The sequence below is a fragment of the Pseudomonas arsenicoxydans genome (assembly GCF_900103875.1).
Classification (GTDB): Bacteria; Pseudomonadota; Gammaproteobacteria; order Pseudomonadales; family Pseudomonadaceae; genus Aquipseudomonas; species Aquipseudomonas arsenicoxydans.
The window spans coordinates 4,691,143-4,712,105 of sequence record NZ_LT629705.1; the positions used below are offsets into that span (position 1 = coordinate 4,691,143).

20 protein-coding genes are annotated in these 20,963 nt (G+C 59.1%); 11 read left to right on the forward strand and 9 right to left on the reverse strand.

Annotated elements, in window-relative coordinates; genetic code table 11:
* Nucleotides 1–132: 132 nt before the first annotated feature.
* The 3 genes from BLQ41_RS21910 to BLQ41_RS21920 form a co-directional block, all read right to left on the reverse strand.
* Nucleotides 133–1,533: an aminotransferase-like domain-containing protein gene (locus BLQ41_RS21910; RefSeq protein WP_090188750.1), complete on the reverse strand. Its 1,401-nt coding sequence runs from the start codon at nt 1,531–1,533 to the stop codon at nt 133–135.
* A 67-nt stretch (nt 1,534–1,600) separates the two neighbouring features.
* The gene (locus tag BLQ41_RS21915; protein WP_090188752.1) at nt 1,601–3,085 is read right to left on the reverse strand and encodes a hypothetical protein; all 1,485 of its coding nucleotides are present in this window, start codon (nt 3,083–3,085) and stop codon (nt 1,601–1,603) included.
* Between the two features lie 557 nt (nt 3,086–3,642).
* On the reverse strand, nt 3,643–4,665 hold the full coding sequence (locus BLQ41_RS21920; protein ID WP_090184211.1) for a zinc-dependent alcohol dehydrogenase family protein: 1,023 nt from the start codon (nt 4,663–4,665) through the stop codon (nt 3,643–3,645).
* 268 nt (nt 4,666–4,933) lie between these two features.
* On the opposite strand from BLQ41_RS21920, the gene BLQ41_RS21925 reads away from it, so the two are divergent.
* A complete protein-coding gene (locus BLQ41_RS21925; protein WP_090184215.1) occupies nt 4,934–5,848 on the forward strand; it encodes a LysR family transcriptional regulator in 915 nt (304 codons plus the stop codon).
* Nucleotides 5,849–6,014: 166 nt separating this feature from the next.
* On the opposite strand, the gene BLQ41_RS21930 is transcribed toward BLQ41_RS21925, so the two are convergent.
* A complete protein-coding gene (locus tag BLQ41_RS21930) occupies nt 6,015–6,944 on the reverse strand; it encodes a LysR family transcriptional regulator (RefSeq protein ID WP_090184218.1) in 930 nt (309 codons plus the stop codon).
* 165 nt (nt 6,945–7,109) lie between these two features.
* Between BLQ41_RS21930 and BLQ41_RS21935 the strand changes: the two genes are divergently transcribed.
* The 7 genes from BLQ41_RS21935 to BLQ41_RS21965 are packed head-to-tail and all read left to right on the forward strand — an operon-like array spanning nt 7,110 to nt 13,384.
* The gene (locus BLQ41_RS21935; RefSeq protein ID WP_090184220.1) at nt 7,110–8,450 is read left to right on the forward strand and encodes a cation:dicarboxylate symporter family transporter; all 1,341 of its coding nucleotides are present in this window, start codon (nt 7,110–7,112) and stop codon (nt 8,448–8,450) included.
* Between the two features lie 12 nt (nt 8,451–8,462).
* Nucleotides 8,463–9,023 carry a carboxymuconolactone decarboxylase family protein gene (locus BLQ41_RS21940; RefSeq protein WP_090184223.1) on the forward strand — a complete coding sequence of 187 codons (561 nt, stop codon included), beginning with the start codon at nt 8,463–8,465 and terminating at the stop codon, nt 9,021–9,023.
* 10 nt (nt 9,024–9,033) lie between these two features.
* A complete protein-coding gene (locus BLQ41_RS21945; RefSeq protein ID WP_090184226.1) occupies nt 9,034–9,852 on the forward strand; it encodes an SDR family NAD(P)-dependent oxidoreductase in 819 nt (272 codons plus the stop codon).
* A gap of 19 nt (nt 9,853–9,871) precedes the next feature.
* Nucleotides 9,872–10,699, forward strand: coding sequence for an amidohydrolase family protein (locus BLQ41_RS21950; protein WP_090184229.1), 828 nt, complete (start codon nt 9,872–9,874; stop codon nt 10,697–10,699).
* A gap of 26 nt (nt 10,700–10,725) precedes the next feature.
* On the forward strand, nt 10,726–11,661 hold the full coding sequence (locus tag BLQ41_RS21955) for an SMP-30/gluconolactonase/LRE family protein (protein ID WP_090184232.1): 936 nt from the start codon (nt 10,726–10,728) through the stop codon (nt 11,659–11,661).
* A gap of 29 nt (nt 11,662–11,690) precedes the next feature.
* A complete protein-coding gene (locus BLQ41_RS21960; protein ID WP_231997052.1) occupies nt 11,691–12,500 on the forward strand; it encodes a molybdate ABC transporter substrate-binding protein in 810 nt (269 codons plus the stop codon).
* Nucleotides 12,500–13,384: an alpha/beta fold hydrolase gene (locus BLQ41_RS21965; protein ID WP_090184238.1), complete on the forward strand. Its 885-nt coding sequence runs from the start codon at nt 12,500–12,502 to the stop codon at nt 13,382–13,384. Before BLQ41_RS21960 ends, BLQ41_RS21965 begins: the two co-directional genes overlap by 1 nt.
* A 114-nt stretch (nt 13,385–13,498) precedes the next feature.
* On the opposite strand, the gene BLQ41_RS21970 is transcribed toward BLQ41_RS21965, so the two are convergent.
* Nucleotides 13,499–14,377 (reverse strand): alpha/beta fold hydrolase, encoded by an 879-nt coding sequence (locus BLQ41_RS21970; RefSeq protein ID WP_090184241.1) that lies wholly within the window; start codon nt 14,375–14,377, stop codon nt 13,499–13,501.
* Nucleotides 14,378–14,614: 237 nt separating this feature from the next.
* On the opposite strand from BLQ41_RS21970, the gene BLQ41_RS21975 reads away from it, so the two are divergent.
* Nucleotides 14,615–15,910: an MFS transporter gene (locus BLQ41_RS21975; RefSeq protein ID WP_090184245.1), complete on the forward strand. Its 1,296-nt coding sequence runs from the start codon at nt 14,615–14,617 to the stop codon at nt 15,908–15,910.
* A 247-nt stretch (nt 15,911–16,157) separates the two neighbouring features.
* On the opposite strand, the gene BLQ41_RS21980 is transcribed toward BLQ41_RS21975, so the two are convergent.
* The 4 genes from BLQ41_RS21980 to BLQ41_RS21995 all read right to left on the reverse strand — a co-directional run bounded on the left by BLQ41_RS21980 (nt 16,158) and on the right by BLQ41_RS21995 (nt 19,496).
* On the reverse strand, nt 16,158–17,183 hold the full coding sequence (locus BLQ41_RS21980; RefSeq protein ID WP_090184248.1) for a sensor histidine kinase: 1,026 nt from the start codon (nt 17,181–17,183) through the stop codon (nt 16,158–16,160).
* Nucleotides 17,184–17,193: 10 nt separating this feature from the next.
* A complete protein-coding gene (locus BLQ41_RS21985) occupies nt 17,194–18,654 on the reverse strand; it encodes an ATPase domain-containing protein (protein ID WP_090184250.1) in 1,461 nt (486 codons plus the stop codon).
* Nucleotides 18,651–19,085: a hypothetical protein gene (locus BLQ41_RS21990; protein ID WP_090188756.1), complete on the reverse strand. Its 435-nt coding sequence runs from the start codon at nt 19,083–19,085 to the stop codon at nt 18,651–18,653. Before BLQ41_RS21990 ends, BLQ41_RS21985 begins: the two co-directional genes overlap by 4 nt.
* Before the next feature lie 192 nt (nt 19,086–19,277).
* Nucleotides 19,278–19,496, reverse strand: coding sequence for a hypothetical protein (locus BLQ41_RS21995; protein ID WP_090188757.1), 219 nt, complete (start codon nt 19,494–19,496; stop codon nt 19,278–19,280).
* A 70-nt stretch (nt 19,497–19,566) separates the two neighbouring features.
* Between BLQ41_RS21995 and BLQ41_RS22000 the strand changes: the two genes are divergently transcribed.
* The gene (locus BLQ41_RS22000; protein WP_090184253.1) at nt 19,567–19,788 is read left to right on the forward strand and encodes a hypothetical protein; all 222 of its coding nucleotides are present in this window, start codon (nt 19,567–19,569) and stop codon (nt 19,786–19,788) included.
* Between the two features lie 96 nt (nt 19,789–19,884).
* Nucleotides 19,885–20,808 carry a bifunctional methylenetetrahydrofolate dehydrogenase/methenyltetrahydrofolate cyclohydrolase FolD gene (gene folD / locus BLQ41_RS22005; protein ID WP_197678897.1) on the forward strand — a complete coding sequence of 308 codons (924 nt, stop codon included), beginning with the start codon at nt 19,885–19,887 and terminating at the stop codon, nt 20,806–20,808.
* Nucleotides 20,809–20,963: the final 155 nt, after the last annotated feature.

The window sequence follows — 20,963 nt, forward strand, 5'->3', positions numbered from 1 at the left end:
GCAAAACCTCTGGAATAGAGTGGTTCAGGAATAGGAACGCAGTTTACTGGCAGTTTGACCGCAGCGCGACGTTATCGATCCCGTACCCGATGTTATCAACCTCCACAGGCCAGGAACGGCTTGTCGCCCGGCTCAATCGATCGATTCCAGACGCAAGGCGTCCCCCAGCAGGCCCATTGCGGCCGTCAGGTCATGGTCGCCACCAAAGGTATGACTCAGTCGCAAGTGTTGAGTGTGCAGGCCCTGAAGACTGAACAGTTCTCCCGGCGCGATCACCACCTGATGGTTGAGCAGGCGCTGGAACACCCGGCGGACATCGACCGGGCGCAATGACCGCACCCACACTGTCGCCCCGCCCTGGGGCTCGACGAAATGCAATGCATCACCCAGACGCTCTTGCAGCAGCTGGGTCATCTGCACCTTGCGGTCCTTGAGCATCCTGCGCAGGACCACCAAGTGCTGATCGATGCGTCCATTGACATACAGCCGTGCGATGGCTTTCTGGCGGATCGGCGACAGGCGAAACGAGCGCAGCAAAAAATGCCGCTGCAGTTCGGCATGCAGTTGGCGCGAGAGCAAATAGCCATAAGGCGCCTCAGGCCCGATGATTTTTTCGAACGTGGAAAACACGATGAGTCGATCAGGGTTCAGTAAATCTCGAAACCGCTGGCCGTCGGGCTCGAATTCGAGTTCGCCATGGCTATCGTTCTCCAACACCCAACTGCCATGACGCTCCAGCAACTGGGCGGTTGACTGCCTGTTGCTGTGGGAGGCCACGCTGCCACGCGGCATGTTGAGGCCAGACGAAAGCATGACCAACCGAACCGGTTCGGTCTCCAGCAGTTGCTTGAGCCGCTCCAGGTCCAGGCAGCCATTGGCTTGCAACGGCAGCTCGATGACTTGAACGTCAGCGTCCTGAAGCAAGCGCAGAATCGCCCAGTCACAGGGTGACTCCACCACGACAATGGCCTCTTTCAGGCAAAGCACGGTGATCAGAATTTCCAGTACGCCGCGTAAATCAGCGCCGATATAGACATCGTCGGCGTGCCAGCAGCGCGCCGGCGATGAGGTGTAGCGTGCCGCAAGGGCGGCGCGCAGTTCCAGTTCACCGCAGGGTTGTGACACCGGTTGCGGCTGACGTGGATACTGGCGCAACAGTTCTCGCTCAAGCAGCAACAGCGGGCTGTCCAGAGGTTGCAGCAATGCCGGCTCATCGGCGCTCAAGACCAGCATTCCCGGACGCCTGGCGTTTACATAGAGCGTTTCGAGCAGGTCATTGCCACTGCTGAGCGGGCGGACGGACGACACCGGCAATGCGTAGTAACCGGATTTGGCGACCGAGTACACGCGCCCTTCCTTTTCCAGCAGCGAGTAGGCGTACTGAATAGTCGAGATCGATACGCCAAGACGGTCCGCCAATTGCCGCAGCGAAGGAAGACGGACACGCGCGTCGCTGACCGGCTCGCTGATCAGGTTCGTCAGGTAGCGGTACACCGCCTGGTAAGCGAAGTCGGTTTCTCGCGGCCCCTTCATGGGAAATGGCCAGGCACGGTACGCGCAGCGCGGCGCCCCTGTGTGAAAACTGTCAAACCAGGCACTTTCAACGGCCCGTTGACCGTTCGACTGGCACCGAGCCGTCATCATCACTATCCGGCATCATTGCGTGCGAGACCGCGGGATCTTCTTCTACGTCAGGTACCTCGGCCGCAACCACTGGCCCCATGCGGTAAAGCGTCGCGATCAGGCTGACGGGCAATCCGCTGACGTCGACCATCCATTGCAGCACTTGCTCGGGGGCCGGGTTGCCCTGCATCGCCCGGTGCAGATCGGGCAAGGCGACAAGCATGCCGGGGTGGCACTGGCGCAGGAAACGCTCAAGCGATGCCCCCTTATCGACAAAGGGCGCAAACAGCAAACACACCAGCTGTGATTCACTCAATCCAAGGCTTTTTTGCGCCTCGGCCGAGGCCAATGCACGCTGGTCCACCGCTGCCGCCGGACTGCCAAGCTTTTCCATGACCTGCTCGCAGAAGCGCTCGGGCATCTGTTTGCGGCGCATCAGGACCAATGTCCGCTGCACGTATTCGGCAACGCCGGTTTCGTAGCTGCGGCCTTGAACAAAGCCACTCTGCAACCCGCGAAGGTGCGCGCAAATCGTCAGGCTGACGTATTCGTTATCGCTGAGCTGGACCGCGAGCTCTTCCGGCTGGTATCTGAGGAAATCGGTGAGCAGCGGCCAACGCTCTTCCAGGTTACTGACCAGCATGTCGTGAATATCGATGAAAGTGGTACGACGGCATGCCTCAAAACGCTCCGCTGGGCGCCACGTGGCTTGTGCACCTTGCGGGTAAAACTCGCGGTAGTAATCGCCGCCCATTTCATCGAGCCGGGAGAACAGCTCCTCGAAGCCTGTTGCAGGGGGGAGCGATGCTTTCAGACCCGCCTTGACCGCCGCGCGGTTCAGGCCTTCCAGGAACTGCTTTTGTTGACGAGGCGTTTCACTGCTGATCATTGCGTCCACGCCTCGGTCCCAACGGGCAATCTGGCCGTAAAATTCTCCGGTTGTCAGATAGCCTTCGTCCCATAGATCGAGCGGTCCGTTGCTGTCACGGCGATGACCCACCATCAGCAGATTGAGGCGATTGGACTCGCGACCGGCATCGGAAATCGGCGCCAGGTGATTGAACGGCAGGACCTCACGGTTATCGACCATCAGCATTTCGACCCGGGGATCGTCATACAGAAACAACGCGCTGCAACTGCGATGGATATTTTCAAGGGCCGTTGCGCTTGCTCCGTTCGAGCGCAAGGTCGCCACTCTCAACTGGAACGTCGCCGGTGCCCGGCCGGCAATGCTCAATTGCGCCGCACGCAGCAGCGCCAGGGTGTAACAACTGTCTCGGGTCCCGGACTGGACCGCCAGCACCTTGTAATCGCCGATGCGCTCCATGCCGCCCGCGGCGACCACTAAACGCTGAATCATGAGTTGCAAGGCGGTGCGTTCAGCACGTGAAAAGAAACTCAGCAATCGTTGCAATACTTGCTGATAAACATAGTTCATTGCCTGATCATGGGTATGGGTCATCATTGTTTACCTGTTACTCATAAATTCAATGTCACGCAAACAACTCTATGCAGAGCGCAATCGGTTGCCTGGCATGATTAGAGTGTTTTGCTAGATATCAAATGCTAACACTTAGTTTTTAGTAATTATTTGAAATGATATCGCGATGCAGGATGCCATTTTGGCGAGAGTTTTCAGCAAGCCCCCGCAGCACAGGCATCCTGCCCCGGCACGGGAGATCTTAGGAAATGTCCCACAGCGTCCCACAGACAAGTAGCACGATAAATAAAGAAAGAAGTCACCCTTGGCTTTTCGCTAACTGATCGATAAGACGTTATTTGTCGAGTTTGTATTGCCGGAGCGCGTTGAGAAGTACCTGTTCGATACCCGGACATGGCTCATTCCTTGAGATGAAAGTAATCATTCAATTATCGGGGCTTACATGATGATTAGAAGATACAGATTGAGAGCAAAAACCAGTTCAGTTGCTGAACGGTCCCATCACTGATTGAAGGGGGTCTCAGGGTGGCGGCGGGGAAATGCAAAAGTCCGTGCACGCACGGACTTTTTCAGGAGTGTTACGCAGGTTCGACCTGGAGGGCGACCCGTTCGCGGCATGGACACTCGTCCATGTAGCGGTGTGCCTCGACAAACTCGGAAAATGGGAAGACCCGAGTCTTGAGTGGCAGCAGCACGCCGTCAGCGGTCATCTGATTGATGTCGCGAAGGGCACGTTGCAGGGCGACCTGGTCCTGGATGATGCCCAGTTCCGGCTTGCCGGTGAAGTTGCCGATGCAGTGCACGAAGAACTGAATGTTCTTCTGGAACGCCGCGCAGGCCGGGAATGGCGTCTGATTACCGCCTTGCAGGCCGTACAACACCAGGCTGCCACGCGGTGCGAGCACATCGCCAAGCAGCGACATCTGCGGACCGCCAAGGCCATCGAACACGACATCCACACCGCGGTTGTCAGTGATCTTGTTGATCCGCATGAGCAGATCTTCTTCTTCGGTGACGATGACTTTCTCGGCACCCAGCGACAGCAGGTATTCACGTTCCTCAGCCGTTTTGGTAGCGGCAATCACTCGCACACCCAACGCTTTACCCAACTGTACGAAGGATGGACCGGCGCAGTGACTGGCATCGGTCACCAAGGCGAACTGCCCTGGTTTTACCCGAGCCAGATCGGCATAGGCGAAGTAGGCAATCAACAGCGGCGTGTAATGCACGCTGGCCTGGATCGGGCTGAGCACGTCGGGGTAACGGGTCAGTGCCGAGCGTGGCAGAACGATCTGCTCGCCGTAGACCGGATAGTCGTTGGGGCTTTCAGCCGGGAAGCTGGCGACTTTGTCACCAACTGCCAGGTCATCGACGCCATCGCCGACCGCCGTGACGATACCTGCCATTTCATGGCCAAGGCCCGAAGGCAGACGAGCATGGGATGAGGCCAGGTTCTGGCGCCAGAGAATGTCGTACCAGCTGATGCCAATCGCCTCGACGCGCACCTGCACTTCGCCCGGAGCAGGGAGAGCGGCCGCATGCTCTTCGCATTTGAGCACCTCGGCTGGACCAAACTTGTGAAAACGGATCGTGCGGGACATCGCAAACCTCGTCAAAGAAACCTCTAATGCCCTGAACTCTATCTGGGCTTTCTACCCAAGACTATCAGTGGCTATTAATAGTCGACATGCCTGTCATTGATTCCGCAGCGACGGTGACATTCGCAAATGTCATGAAAACCGAAGCGCCTTTCTTGGAAAAACTGAATTACTCGGTGCAGAGTAGCAGCCTTTGCCCTTAATATTCATGCCGGCCATTGTTCTCATATGGCTGCTCTCGTCAAGCTTGATGACTCTGCCAGGACCCCAGATGAATCGTAATGACCTGCGTCGTGTCGACCTGAACCTGTTGATCGTTTTTGAAACATTAATGCATGAACGCAGTGTGACCCGTGCTGCGGAGAAATTGTTCCTCGGTCAGCCAGCCATCAGCGCGGCGCTCTCGCGTCTGCGTGGGCTGTTCGATGATCCATTGTTTGTGCGCACCGGCCGCAGCATGGAGCCTTCCGCCCGTGCTGTGGAAATCTTCGCCCTGCTCTCCCCGGCCCTGGATTCGATTTCCACCGCCGTCAGCCGTGCGGCGGAGTTTGATCCTGCGACCAGCACCGCGGTTTTCCGCATCGGGCTGTCGGACGATGTCGAGTTCGCCCTGCTGCCGATGCTGCTCAAGCGCCTGCGCGCCGAATCTCCGGGGATCGTACTGGTGGTGCGTCGGGCCAACTACATCCTGATGCCGAGCCTGCTCGCCTCGGGGGAAATTTCCATCGGCGTCAGTTACACCGCCGACCTGCCGGCCAATGCCAAGCGCAAAGTGTTGCGTCGCAGCCTGCCCAAGCTGTTGCGGGCGGACACGGTGCCAGGGCCATTGAGCCTGGACGATTTCTGCGCCCGACCGCATGCACTGGTGTCATTCGCCGGCGACCTGAGCGGTTTTATCGATGAAGAACTGGAAAAGCTCGGGCGCAAACGTCATGTGGTGCTCGCGGTCCCGCAGTTCAACGGACTCAGCACACTCATCAGCGGAACCGACATCGTCGCGACCGTGCCGGACTACACCGCTGAAGCGTTGACGGCCGCCGGTGGTGTGCGGGCGGAAGACCCACCGCTGCCGGTGCGCAGCTTTGAGTTGCACATGGCCTGGCGCGGGTCGCAGGACAATGACCCGGGTGAGCGTTGGTTGCGGTCGCGGATTCAGATGTTTTTCGGGGATCCTGAGAGTCTCTAGGGGGGCTTCGGTTAGGCTTTTAAGCTGATCATTTCTGCCTATTCAGAGACCAGGTATCCCCATCCTCTTCCAGAGGATTACCACCGTTGGGGCATGCCTGAGGGCATGTTCTGGATGATTTGAGAAAGATGCTCCCAGCCCGAGTCCCAACAATCCCCTCTCGAAATTACTCTCGCCCAAGCCAAAGAGTGGCCTCCTTCCACGCCCCAATCGTCACAAGCTCTTCCAAGGTCTCCAGCAGAATCTTTTCCCAACTCAATGCCAGTCGGCTGTTTCGGCGATCTTTGAGCGTGGTCAACGAAACCGTGGAGCGAATGCCCGGCCGCTCAATCGCGTGTCCCACCAGGATCCCCGTGGCGATGTCCTCCTGGACAGCGGCATGCGCCAGGATCGAATAGCCCATGCCTTCAGCCACCATACGCTTGGTCAGGCTGACGCTATCGACATCGAATACGACATTCAACTGAAAGCCATTTTGCGCTGCTACCTGTTCAATCAGGCGCCGATTGCTGTGAGGCAAACCCGGAAGGATCAGCGGAAAATCCGCCAGCCCCATTATGCGCACTGATTTCGATGCCTCCCCAGGCGGCCCGACCAGCACCATGCGTTCACTGAAAATCGGCCTGACATCAAAGGCCTCGAGCAAAGGCTGGTTGTAGACCACAGCGACCTGGATCCGACCATCCAGTAACCACTCCTGCAGCGACGTGCTCAAGCCTTCCAATGCATGCAACGAGGCCTTCGGCCATCGCTCGTGAAAACGCCGGATCAACTGCGGCCCGACGATGGTACCGATCGCAGGCGGCAAGCCAATTGCCAAGTGCCCGCGTTCCTCGAACACACTGTTGCGCACATGGTCAGCGGTTTCTTCCATGTAGCGCAGCATCACGTCTGCGCGCTCCAGCAACCGCGCCCCCGCTGCCGTCAGCTCCACGCCCCTGCCATGACGAATGAACAACGCCACTTGAAGTTGCTCTTCAAGCTTGGCGATCTGCCGACTCAACGCCGGCTGAGCGATGAAGAGTTCTTTCGCCGCACGGCTGAAGCCGCCGCACTGAGCCACCTTCACAAAGGAGCGGAGTTCTCGAATGTCCATCGTACTCACCATGCCGTCAGAGCATAGCTTTGTATCAAAATAAGGTTTTTGTGCCTAGCGTTGGTTTTTTCTATGCTCGAGTCAGATAGCTGAAGACCCAGCTTTCCCGTCAAGGGATGCGTTACCACAAGAATAATGATGCCCACTATTGGGTCAGGAAATGCCATGAATCAGTTGAAGAAGCTCCACGTGCAGGTGCTGATCGCACTTGTTGCTGCCGTCATACTCGGTTTCGCCGCGCCACAATGGGCGGTGGCCATGAAGCCCCTAGGACAAGCGTTCATTGCCCTGCTGAAAATGATGCTGGCACCGATCGTCTTCGTGACCCTCGTGCATGGCCTCACCCACGTTCAAGACATGCGCAAACTCGGCCGACTCGGCGTCAAGTCGCTGATCTATTTTGAAGTGGTCAGCACCGTCGCCATGTTGATCGGTTTCATTCTGGTCAACGTAGTGGAGCCCGGCGTGGGCCTGCATGCCACCAGCCTTAACGAATCCAGCGAAGCGATCAAGGCGACCTCCGGCGCCGGCAGTGTGTCAATGATTAACTACCTGCTGGGGCTGATCCCGCACACGCTGGTCGATGCATTCGCCAAGGGCGACATCATCCAGGTACTGATTATTTCGGTACTGGCCGGCATCGCCATCAACCGCGTGTGCGGCCCGGATTCGGTCGCCGTGAAAGCCATTGGCGAAGCCCAGAGCATCCTGTTCAAAATGCTCAGCTTCATCATGAAACTGGCGCCGCTGGGCGCGTTCGGCGCCATGGCCGCGGCCATCGGCAGCTACGGTGGCGATACCCTCCTCTACCTTCTGAAGTTGATCGCGGTTTACTACGCGGCGTCCCTGATCTTCGTGTTTGGCATTCTGGGGTCGATCAGTTGGTCCATCGGCTTGCCGTTTGGCAGTGTGCTGCGCCTGATTCGCGATGAAATCCTGCTGGTGTTCGGCACCGCGTCCGGTGAAGTAGTGTTTCCACGCCTGATCGAAAAACTGCAGCGCAGCGGTTGCGATGAAGTGGTGGTCGGTTTTGTCCTGCCCGCCGGCTATAGCTTCAACCTCGACGGCACCGCGATCTACATGGCCATTGCCATCGGCTTCATCGCACAAGCCACCGACACGCCGTTTTCGCTGGTGCAACAACTGGGCTTGCTGGCCATCCTGAGTATCACCTCCAAAGGCGGCACCACGGTTGCGGGCGGGGCCTTCATCAAGCTGGCTGCGACGTTGCAATCGGTACAAACCCTGCCCCTGAGTGGCCTGGGCTTGCTGTTCGGCATTGACCGCATCATGGCCACCGCCACTGCCCTGACCAATATCGTTGGCAACACCGTCGCGGTGTTTGCCATCGCACGCTGGGAAGGCGCCTTCAATCCTGAAGATTTCGAGCGCGAAACCGGCCGTAAACCGAGCCGCAGCCTGCTGCGCCCACCGGTGGAAAACCAGTCGGACGAGGACCCCATCGAGCCCGCGCACAAATCCCACGTTCATTCACCGCGTCCCTGACAGGAAAGCTCCATGAATCGTCTGCCCCCTATCGACCCGAACCACCTCAGCGATGCGCAGCGCCCGGTTTACGATCGCATCGCCAACGGCCCGCGCAAAGGTGTACGAGGCCCCCTGGCCATCTGGCTGCATCGGCCGGAATTGGCCGAATGCGCCCAAGCGCTGGGCCGGTACTGCCGCTATGACACCTGCCTGGCCCCGCGCCTGTCGGAGCTCGCCATCCTGATGATGGGGCGCCACTGGCTCGCCGAGTACGAATGGGCCGCTCACAAGCCGTTCGCACTGGAGGCGGGTTTGGCGCCGCACATCATCGATGCCGTCCGGGATGACCTGCCGCCTGAGTTCGAGAACGCCGATGAAGCACTGGTTTACCGCTTCATTCGCGAGCTGCATGCCCAGCGTGCAATCAGCGACGACCTGTACGCCGAATTCACCGAGCTGTTGGGCACCGATGCGGCGGTCGACCTGGTCGGCATCGCGGGTTACTACAGCCTGATTTCCATGACCATCAAGGTGTTCGAAGTGCCGCCGCCCGTGGGCGCCATTGCCGAACTGCCGACTACATTTAACTGAGGATACGTGCATGACTGAAACTCTTACAAAAAGCGAGCGCCTCAAGGGCAAAGTCGCCATCGTCACCGGTGCAGGTTGTGTCGGCAGCGGCTGGGGCAACGGCCGCGCAGTTGCGGTGATATTTGCCTTGGCCGGCGCTAAGGTCTTCGCGGTCGATCGTGATCTGGGGGCCATGGAGGAAACGCTGGAGCGCATCCGCGAGGCCGGCGGTGAAGTCACTCCTTATGCCTGCGACGTCACCAATACCCAGGCCGTCGCCGCCATGGTTGCAGCCTGCAAAGAGACCTATGGCACAGTCGATATTCTGGTGAACAACGTCGGCGGCTCGGCGGCGGGTGGCGCAGTTGCCTTGGCTGAAGAAAAGTTCGATGCGCAGATCGCCCTGAACCTCGGCAGCGTCTATCTGACCTGCAAGCACGTGCTGCCACTGATGGAGGCCCAGGGCAGCGGTTCGATCATCAACACCGCGTCGACGTCCGGTATTCGCTGGACAGGCTCGGCCCAAGTGGCCTACGCCGCCAGTAAAGCCGGGGTGATCCAGTTGTCGCGCGTGACCGCCGTGGAATACGCGCCCAAAGGCATCCGTGTGAACACCGTGGTGCCAGGGCAACTGCATACGCCGATGGTCGAGGTGCGCCTGGCCGGGCAACGCACCGGCGGCGATGTGAGCAAGTTGCTCGACACCCGGCTGGCACGCATTCCGCTCGGGTTCATGGGCGATGGCCGTGACACCGCTTACGCCGCGCTGTACCTGGCCAGCGATGAAGCGCGCTTTGTCACCGGCACCGAAATCATCGTCGATGGCGGCATGACTGCCCGTTGTGACTAAGCCAGCCGCAGGAGCCCGCATGTCGACTTCATCCAGCCCTTCGGGGGTGTGGGATTGCCACACGCACATATATGGCCCCTGGGCCCAATTTCCGCTGCCGGCCAATGCCGCCTACACGCCTGAGCCGGCGCCCTTCTCCGAGTTACTGGCGGTGCATCGACAACTGGGCATCAGTCATGGGGTGCTGGTGCAGGCCGCGCCCTATGGCACGGATCACGCCGCCATCCTGCAGGCGATTGCCGGCAGTGGCGGGCGTTACCGTGGTGTCGGGATCATTGACGACAGCACCACCGACGCTCAATTGCAGGCACTGCATGACGGCGGCCTGCGCGGTATCCGCTTCAACTTGATGGGCCACCTGCCAGGCGCTCGGGATCCGCAAAAACTGCGCACCCTGGCCGAGCGCGTCGCGCCTTTCGGCTGGCATGTGCTGGTGCATGGGGAATTGCCGGTGCTGCTGCCGTTTCTTCACGCCTGGCGAGATCTGGCGACGCCGCTGGTCATCGATCATATGGCCCGCCCCGACCTCACCGGGCCTGTTGACCCGACGCTGATACATGCACTGCGTGCCGAGCTGTGCCATGCAAACCGCTGGATCAAACTGTCCGGCATCGACCGCGCCATGCAAGGCCTGCCCGGCCCGTGGCCGCAGGCGCTGGAGCAGGTGCGTACGCTCCTCGAATGCGCGCCGCAACGCGCTATCTGGGGCTCGGACTGGCCGCATCCGAATATCAAGGGACCGGTCCCGGATGACGCACAGTTGCTCGACTTCATTGCCCAGGTCTGCGACAGCCCCGGCTTGCAGCAGGCGGTCCTGATCGATAACCCAGCGCGACTATACACCTGACGCCCACCCCTTTCGGAGATCAAACGATGGACGATATTTCCTGGTCGCCCAGCCCGCGCGTGCCCGATCCAAGGGTACGCGAGCTGGACCCGCGCTTTGCCCACTACCGCCTGGCGCATGCCAAGGTCGAACGGCTCGGCGGCGGCCTGCGCTGGGCGGAAGGCCCGGCCTGGTTTGCCGATGGACGCTTCGTGCTGTTCACCGATTTGCCTAACGACCGAATCATGCGTTGGGACGAGGCCACCGGTGGCCTGGGGGTGTTCCGCCATCCTTCGAACCAAGCCAACGGCATGACGCGCGACCGTCAGGGCCGCTTGCTGGTCTGCGAACACGGCGGTCGGCGCGTCACCCGCACCGAGTACGACGGCAGCATTACCGTGCTGGCCGACAGCTTCGCCGGAAAGCCGCTGAATTCGCCGAATGACATTGTGGTGAAGTCTGACGACAGCATCTGGTTCACCGACCCGCCTTTCGGCCTGATGAGTGACTACATGGGCCGCCAAGGCACGCCCGAATTGCCGGCCAACCTCTATCGCCTCGATGCGGACGGCACGCTGCATTGTGTCGTTGAAGACCTCGAAGGCCCCAACGGCCTCGCGTTCTCCCCGGATGAAAAAACCCTCTATTTGGTCGAATCCAGGGCGCGCCCGCGACGAATCGTGGCCTACAGCGTCGATGCCCAAGGCCGACTCAGCCAGCGGCTCGAGCTGATCGACGCCGGCAGCGGGCTGCCGGACGGTTTGCGCGTCGACGTGGACGGCAACCTCTGGTGCGGCTGGGGCGCACCCGAGCCCGGGCTGGACGGCGTACGCATTTTTGCACCCGATGGCAGCGTAATCGGGCATATCGATTTGCCGGAGCGTTGCGCCAATTTGTGCTTCGGCGGGCCACGCGGCAATCGCCTGCTGATGGCTTCAACCACCTCGTTGTATTCGTTGTTCGTCAACACCCGCGGCGCTTGAAACGGCCGTCTAATCGAGAAGGTAGCACCATGAAAAAAACAAGATCTGCCCCGATGTTAGTGACCACCGGTTTGGTCAGCCTGCTCGGCTTCTCTCATTTGTGCGAAGCAGCCGAACTGAAGGTCATTGCCAGTGGCGCACTCCGGGGCGCCATGGAACACCTTCAACCGGCCTATGAAAAAGCCAGCGGTAACACCCTGATTTTCAGCTGGGGGCCATCGATGGGCACCTCGCCTGAGTCCATTCCAGAGCGCATCCGGCATAAAGAGCCGATGGACCTTGCGATCATGGCCGACGAAACCCTGGAACTGCTCTCGTCCACCGGCGCCTTCGACATGACCACCCGCCGCGAGATCGCTGATTCGCGTATTGGTGTCGGCGTACCTCACGGTAAACCCAACCCGGATGTTTCAAGCGTTGCCGCATTGAAAGCAGCGCTGCTGAAGGCCGACAAGATCGCTTATTCCCAGGGTGCCAGTGGCGTGTACATCCGCACCGAGCTGTTCCAGCGCTTGGGTATCAGCGATCAGGTGAAAGGCAAGACCGTCGAGATTGCCGGCAAAGAGCTTGTAGGCACGGCCCTGGCCAGGGGCGATGCGGACATCGGCATGCAACAGATCAGCGAATTGAAGGTTACCCCGGGTGTCGACTTCCTAGGCCCGCTTCCCGAGGAAGTGCAAAAAGTCAGCCGCTTCTGCGCAACCGTTGCTCACCAGACGGCCAATGCCGTGCCTGCCCGCGAATTCATTGCCTTCCTCAACAGCCCGGCCGCACGCCGCCTGCTTGAAGAGAGCGGCCTTGAGCCTGCGAAAACCCCGAGCGTCCAGGAGTCCAAATAATGAAAAAAGTCTCGCGTCTTCTGCTCGGTGCCACATTGAGCCTGGCCTCCGCCATTGCGATGGCCGCTGGTACTCCGTTCAAGCAGGAACTGGTCAATTACAACAATGTGCAAATCGAGGTCAACTCCCAAGGCACTGGACCCGTCATCGTAATGTTGCCGTCGCTGGGGCGCTCGGGTCGTGATTACGACCAGGTTGCGAATTATCTTCAGGCGGATGGGTTCAGGGTCGTGAGGCCGGAGCCGCGTGGCATAGGGCAAAGCAAAGGGCCGATGGAAAACCTGACCGTGCATGACTTTGCCCGCGACGTCGCGGCAGTGGTCGAGCATGAAAACAAAGGCCCCATCGTGGTAGTCGGTCACGCCTGGGGCAACTTCGCCGCGCGCATGCTCGCCGCGGACCGTCCCGACCTGGTACGTGGCGTGGTCATGGCTGCAGCGTCCGCCGGCAAGGTGCCGCCGGGCTCGACGGAAAAACCCATCAATGCAGAGATGCGTCAGGCCATCGACGGCGCGGGCGATATGTCGCTTTCCGCAGAGCAACGCCTGATCTATCTGCGCAAAGCGTTCTTTGCCTCGGGCAACGACCCCAAGGTATGGCTGGACGGCTGGCACCAGGCGACCCACGATGCCGAAGGCCACGCGCGCAACACAACGCCGGTGGACGACTACTTCGCCGCTGGCACGGCGCCGATTCTCGACCTGCAAGGTGAGGCGGACACGGTTGCTCCACGGCGCTTCTCCGGCGTGCTCAAAAGCATGCTCGGCGACCGGGTCCAGGTGGTGGTATTGAAAAATGCCGGCCACGCCATGGCTCCGGAGCAACCCAAGGCGATGGCGGATGCAATCGCCACGTTTGCCAAGGCGCAATACGCGAAAAAATAGCGGTAGCGGGAAATGAAGAATGCTCCGAACTCAATGGTTCGGAGCATTTTTTTTGTTGGAGCGGAGCCATGCAGCGCTGAGCGCCCTCCTCAAGGGCATTGAGCAATCAGTTGATCACTTGGCCGCATACACGCGCTGAGCAAACTCGGCGATGGCATTGGCCATTTCACGAGGCTGTTCGGGCGCCATGGCATGCCCGGCGTTGGCGATGGTCTTGTGTTCGACCCGGTCGCCGAGCATCGATTTGAGAATATTCGGAATGACCACCGCGTCATGCTGGCCCTGCAAGTCAAGGATCGGCACGGTTTTACCGGCAGACCAATAGAGCTCCACAGGCGTGGAATCCCGCGCATGGTCCTGGGCCTGGTGGGTCTTGTCATACCATCCACTCAGCCAGGCGCGCGGGTCATTGCCGGGCGCGAAAAATGCCTCTTTCAGATAATCGATACGCTTGGCCTCTGACAATGAATAATTACCCGCGCCTTTGATAGCCTCGACCATGCGGCCGTAGGGTTTCTCGGATGAGCCCGCGGGAAACTTGCCAATCGACGCGGCGGCCAACACGATGCCATTGACCAGGTCCGGGCGATCCACCGCCAGCACGCGCGCGGGCTGGCTGCCCCAGGCATGCCCGACCACCACCGAAGGTCCGGTCTTGGCCTTGTCCATCACCAAGGCCACATCGGCGGCGAAGTCATGCAGCGTCGGCGTGTCCATCGGCGCCTTGCTACCCTTGACCCCGCGTGGTTCAGGGCGGATCACGCGATAGCCGTCAGCGGCCAGGTAGCGTGCCACCTCGTCATAATCATTCGCGCCACGGCCCTTTGACGGCAGGATCACGATGACATGGCCCTTGCCCTGGTCCAGCGCCTCGATGTGCACATTGCCCTTCTCGGCAACCAGTGTACGTACCGAATCATCGGCATTTCCCGGCAGGCTATAGGCAACGAGGCCAGCGACGATTAAAGATTGCATGACGCGAGTGTAGTGCATGGGATGAGCCTTTTATTATTGGTGTGAACCCTCAGGTTTATGCACGGGGAAGAAAATAACCAATACCTATATCTCATGATTTTCAATGCTTGTCGGGCATGGCCCCAGCCCCGTACTGAACGCCCTCCAAGGCCCATGCTCTGCCGTTATGGACACCTATGGTTTAAAGGTCTTGGCGCACACATGAACGCCGGCCATATGCTTCCTGGCTCCTGATTACAACAATAATGGAGCCCCATGAATACACTCACCGCCGGTCAAGTAACAACGCAGGAGGCCCTCGTATCCAGCGCCTGTCGCAAAGCCGCGATAAGGCTTATCCCCCTGCTCGCCATCGCGTACTTCTTCAATTATCTGGACAGAACCAACGTCGGATTCGCGTCGTTGACCATGAATGACGATCTGGGGCTTACCGCCTCCCAATTCGGTTTTGCAGCCGGCATTTTTTATGTCGGTTACTGCCTCTTCGAGGTACCCAGCAACCTGGCGCTTTATCGCTTCGGCGCGCGGCGATGGCTGGCAAGGATTATGATCACCTGGGGGCTGTTCTCCGCCTCCACAGCGTTGGCGCAAGGGCCTTTCAGTTATTCCGTAATCCGCCTGCTGGCCGGCATTGCAGAAGCCGGCTTTTTCCCCGGTGTGATCTTCTTCCTGTCGCTGTGGTTCCCCATCCAGTATCGGACGCGCGTCATGGCCTGGTTTCTGTTCGCCATTCCGGTGTCTTCGGTACTCGGCGGGCCACTCTCTGCCGCAATGCTGGGCATGGATGGTGTTTGGGGTTACCGCGGCTGGCAGTGGCTGCTGGTGCTGCAAGGCCTGCCGGCCTGCGTGCTGGGCGTGATGTGCCTGAAAATGCTGGCCGACAAACCTGCCGACGCGAAATGGCTGACCGTGCAGGAGCGCCAAGCGTTGCAATCATCCCTCGATGCCGAGCATGAGTCGAAGGGCTCACACAGCTTTCACGAGTCCATCAAGGACGTCCGGGTATGGCTGCTGGCGGCCATTCTGTTCAGCTATATCATTGGCATCCTCGGTATCGGCGTCTGGTTGCCGCAAATCCTCAAGACCCACTCTCTGACCACCATGCAGATCGGCTGGGTGTCGGCCATCCCCTATTTGATTGCCAGTGTCGCCATGCTGCTGTGGGCCAAAGTGCTAGCACGCAAGCGACGTTATGTCCTGCACTTGGCCATTACATGCGCCACGGGAGCGGCCGGTTTTATCTTTTCCGTGGTCTACAGTGACTTGGTTCCGGCACTGATTGGCCTGACTGTCGCACTGATCGGGCTCAGCTCGGTACGTACCTGTTTCTACAGCATTCCATCGACTTTCCTGAGCAAACAGGCGGCAGCCGGTGGCATTGCGTTCATTAACGCGGTCGGCAGCCTTGGCGGTTTAGTGGGGCCGTACGCAGTCGGTTGGCTCAAGGACGTCACGCACTCATTCAACGCGGGGCTCATTGCGATGGCCACGATGTTGTGTGTCGCAACGGTGTTGACATTGATTCTGCGCTACGTGGTCAAAGAAGCCTGACGCAACATGGCCCCGGCGGGCTTCGTCAGTTGCCGGGGCTTTTCGTCAGTTAGGGTGAAATGTTTTCTGGAGATCCGGACAGCCTCTGAGAAACTCTACCAATAGACGCAAACTCAGCGACGCTCAAGCAAGGTCGCTGACAGCGCCAGGCAAGCACACCGATGGCGAGGTCCTTGGCGAAAGCGGGACACTCCGTTCTGCTCAAGCCAAGGGAGTCGTCAGCTTCGGCTCCATCAACAAAAAAGCATCAATGAATCACCAAGGGCAACGTCACTACAAATTCGCTTCCCTGCCCTTCCCCCGCACTGAAGCCGGTCACCGTGCCGCCGTGGGCTTCGATCAACTCGCGCACCACCGTCAGACCGATGCCCAGGCCTGCCCCGTTGAATCCGACCGCATGCACGTCCTGTACAAATGGCTCAAAGATGAATGGCAATGCCTTGGAAGTTATACCGATGCCGGTATCGCGGATGCGAATTTCCAGCAGATCGGCTTCGGCGGTGACTGTAAAAATGACTTCGCCATCCGCCGGTGTGTACTTGGCTGCGTTGCCCAGCAGATTGCCAAGAATTTGAGTGAGGCGTGTCGGATCGCCATTCATCATTAGCGCACGCTCAGGCAGTTGCGAGCTGAAATGCAAGTTGTGAGCGATCATGACCGGGGTACAGATGTCGATGGCCTCATGGATGATCTGAGCCATATCGACAAGGTGGCAATCAAGGCGAAACTTGCCGGTGCTGGCACGGGAGATGTCGAGCAAGTCTTCCACCAATCGGGACATCTGCTTGACCTGACCTTCAATCAACATCTGCATGCGGGGCAGTTCTTCGCTAGGTACCCGTACCAGCCGCCCAGCAATCATGCTGATGGGCGTCAGAGGATTTCGCAGCTCGTGGGCCACCTGGTTGAGGAAGTTGCGTTGTTGCTCCAGCGCCTGTTCCGCTGCGACCTGCAGGTCTTGGGCGCTAAGCGCGGCGATCACCAACTGTTCATTGGCTTCGCGCATCTCCAGGTACATTTGCTGCTCTGACTGAGCGATTTTCGGACCTTCAGCATCCGACTGTGCCGACAGGATGGCCAGCACCAACTGCTGGTTGGCTTCGATCAGTTGCTCGACCTGCTGGCTATCGACGAGCTGGGTATTCGCTTGGTTGAGTTCCCTATGCACCGCTGCGAGTACCGCGCGCGCCGCGACCGTTTTCTGGCCGAGCAGGAACAGTTCGCGTGCAGCAGTGGCTATCGCTTTCTCATTCTTGCCGTCGGCCTCACTCATGATAGTGCGCTCATCCTTCGACTGTGCCCAAACGCTGCTGAGTCGGGCGTCCCCCAAGTAATCCTTCTTTATCCGGCAACATTTCGCCGATCTGCAAGCCGTCATTGTCGATGCTGTACAGCCGCAGTTCATCGGAGTGAGCGCTGGCCCGAACCTTGACCACGGCCATGATGCGCAACAAGCGGCTCTGCACTTCAATGTAGCGCTGGACGATGATTGCGTCAGTGAGAAAAGCGGTGCCGTAAGGACTGAAACGCAGGTCGGTGTAGCGGTCTTCCAGCTCGGAGGTCAACAACACGCTGACGCCCGCGCGGGTCAGTGCCGTGACCATGCGTGACAACGACTCGCGAAAGTCTTCGCGAAAGGTCGGTGCCAGCGCCAGTTCAAAGCCGGACAACGAATCGATGACCACGCGGGTCGCCTTCAGGCGGTCGATCTCGCTCAGCAACAACTGCACGATTTCGTCGATGGACAAGTCCAGTGCACGGCTGTCAACCAGCCCCACTTGGCCGCTGCGAATAAGGCCTGCGAGAGTGGCGTTCTGGGAATGATTGGGCCGTTGCTCGAAGACCGCGATCACGCCGGTTTCACCATTGCGCGCGCCTTCGGCCAGGAACGTGGCTGCCAGAATGCTCTTGCCCGAGCCCGAGGGGCCGGCCACCAGCAAGGAGTAGCCACGGGGCAAACCGCCGCCGAGCATCTCGTCGAGTTGCGGCACGCCCATTTTCAGGCGTTTGATCGGGAACTCCAGTGGCGTCTCGACCGGTTTGATGACAGCCGGTGCAAAGACCTTGATCCCTGACGTGGCGATGCGGAAGGTGTGCAGGCCTGGCAGCGTTGGCTGGCCGCGCATCTTCATGATTTCCATCTTGCGCACCATGGAGTTGCGCTGAACGCTCTGGCGCAGCCAGATCAGGCCATCGGCGACGGTGAAAATCGGGTTGGTGTCAGTCTCGTTGAAATATTCGCCAATCAGGAAGGTCGTCGCCTGCCAGGTGGTCATCAACATGCCCAGCTGCTGAACGAACTGCGGCAGGTTGTTATTGGGGTTGTCCTGGGTCTGGCTGGCCAGCACCACGGAGCGGAATGAGTCGACGAACACCAGCGACGGCGAGTACGCCTCGACCTCGGCGACGATGCGCCGCAGCACTTCGTCCAGATCCCCGGCCAGGGTGTCATTGGCCAAGTTGATGTAGCGAATCGACTGGTTGATCGCTTCGTTGTCGAAAAAATCGAATTGCTGCTGATAACGCAGCATTTTCAACGGCGGCTCGCCCAGCACGGTAAAGAACAGCGCCGGACGCTCAGGCGTCGCAAGGGCGAACATCATTTGATGCGCCAGAGTGGTTTTGCCACAGCCAGGGGGGCCGGCAATCAAGTTGAACGAAAACTCCGGCAATCCTCCGCCGAGCACCTCGTCCAGTCCTGGCACGCCGGTGGCCAGGCGGTTGATAGTCACTTTGGTGTTCATGGCGATTTTTCCTGCGCAGATATGTCGCTCAAAAAAGGTTCCAACACGCCACGAAGCAAACGTGCGGTGAGCGAGGGCCCAATCAGCTTGGTCAGCAGCTCGTAATAGGTCATCAGCAACACTTCACCGAACAACAAGGCGTCGGTGTCACTTTGCTCAACGAGTATGGACATGAGGGCTGCCGGAGCTTGGGAAGCGAGCACACGGTCTGCGCTGCCGACCAGGCGCGCCTGGTGGTTGGCGCAAAGATGAAGGCTGCGGCGAAAAAGTGCGGCAACCCCCTGCTGGCCGATGATAGGCGTTAGGGCTTTATCCATATCCTGCAAAGTCAAGACAATCGCGTTAGCGATCCTTGCAGTATCAGCATTAGGGCCAACCCGATGCGCCAGAGAAGCTACGATCTGGCGGCTCTCTTCGTTTAGCGCGGACATGGCTAACTGATTTCTGATGGATTGGTATTGATAGTACACCCTCACCGAGTCGTAGAGATTCGAATGGACATTGGACTTGAGACTAATGCCACCTGTGACGTGACAACCCAATCTGGATCATCCGGACCACTGTTACATAGATACCGGCCAAAGCGTCATTCATAAATGATCCACCGGTGGAAAAACCGGTTTCTACTCGGAAACAGCGGGGTTATTTCGCGAAGGTTGCGCTGACTCGTTGATGAACGAATTCCAGGCTGCATAGGCCGCACAATGTCGTTGGCTTGCCAGCGCCCAACGCTCGCCGGTCGTCTCACGACTCGAAACCAACATCATCATGTCAGTGGTTGCCGCGTCGAGTTCTATCAGGAATTGATGGGATTTAAATCGAAAATCATCGGTGCTGTGCATCTCGTTCCGCCAAAATGGGGCTGATTCGAAATTACGAATCTTTATACCCATCCTACTCATCGACACCACATTGCCGGGTTCGATCCGTACCCTCGACAATCGGTTGAGCGAATGCTTCTGCGGTAGTCGTGAAAGCGGCGACGGATGTCAGTCCTCAGCATCGCTGCACTGCCGGCAAGACAGCGCGACAAATCAGGCCGATGCCGGACAAAAAAGCGCCGGTTGGCTGCCTTATGCCACGCTGATTGCGGGTGTACTGGTGGTGTACGGTTGCCATCAACTGGTAGCCTGAGCGACCTTGCCTGCAGGTCGCTGATGGATCATCGGGGCGCAACGACGCCTCGATGATCACTGCGCCCCTCTATCAATCAAGACGACGGTGACTCTTTTGATCAGCACCACCCCCGCTCTTGCCCGCGTTATCGACGGCAAAGCCATCTCTGCCCAGGTTCTCGACGAAGTTCGAGAAGAGATTCTGGTCCTGGCCGGACAGCAGATTTACCCCGCCCTGGCCGTGCTGCTCGTCGGTGAAGACCCGGCCAGCGAGGTCTACGTACGCAACAAACTGCTGCGGGCCAAGGACGTCGGTATCCGCTCCCTTGAATACCGTCTGCCGGAAACCGCCAGCCAGGCGCAAGTGCTGGAACTGATTGCGCAACTGAATGCCGATGCCACGGTAAACGGCATCCTCGTGCAGCTGCCATTGCCGGCGCATATTGACGAAGGCGCGGTAATCCATGCCATTGATCCGATCAAGGACGTGGACGGCTTTCATCGGGAAAACGTCGGCGGCCTGGTGCAAGGAATCGAAGTCCTCACACCCTGCACGCCCAGTGGCTGCATGCGCCTGCTGCACGAAACCTGCGGTGATTTGAGCGGCTTGCACGCTGTGGTCATCGGCCGCTCGAACATTGTCGGCAAACCCATGGCGACCTTGTTGTTGCAGGCCAATTGCTCGGTCAGCGTGGTGCACTCGCGCAGTGTCGATGCACCGGCGTTATGCAGGTTGGCGGACATCGTGGTCGCGGCGGTGGGTCGTCCTGAGATGATCGACGCCAGCTGGCTCAAACCCGGGGCGGTGGTGATCGACGTCGGCATCAATCGCATTGCCAGTGAGTCCGGCAACCGGCTGGTAGGCGATGTCGATTACGCCAGTGCGCGTACAGTGGCCAGCGCGATCACGCCGGTACCCGGTGGGGTCGGGCCGATGACCATTGCGTATCTGCTGAAGAACACCCTGATCGCCAGTCAATTGCAACGTGCCGCCGAGGCGCGGGAACAACAGGCGAACAAAGTTGCCGTGACTATCTGAGCAGCACGAAAACGGCCCACGCGGAGGTGGGCCGTGTCAGTCAACATTAACCCACGCTGACCTTTGCACACTCGGCAACACAGAATTGTCATCAAACCGATTGATCGCTTTCTAACCGAAGGCGCATGCTAGAGAGCTCGCCTTAGTCTTATATC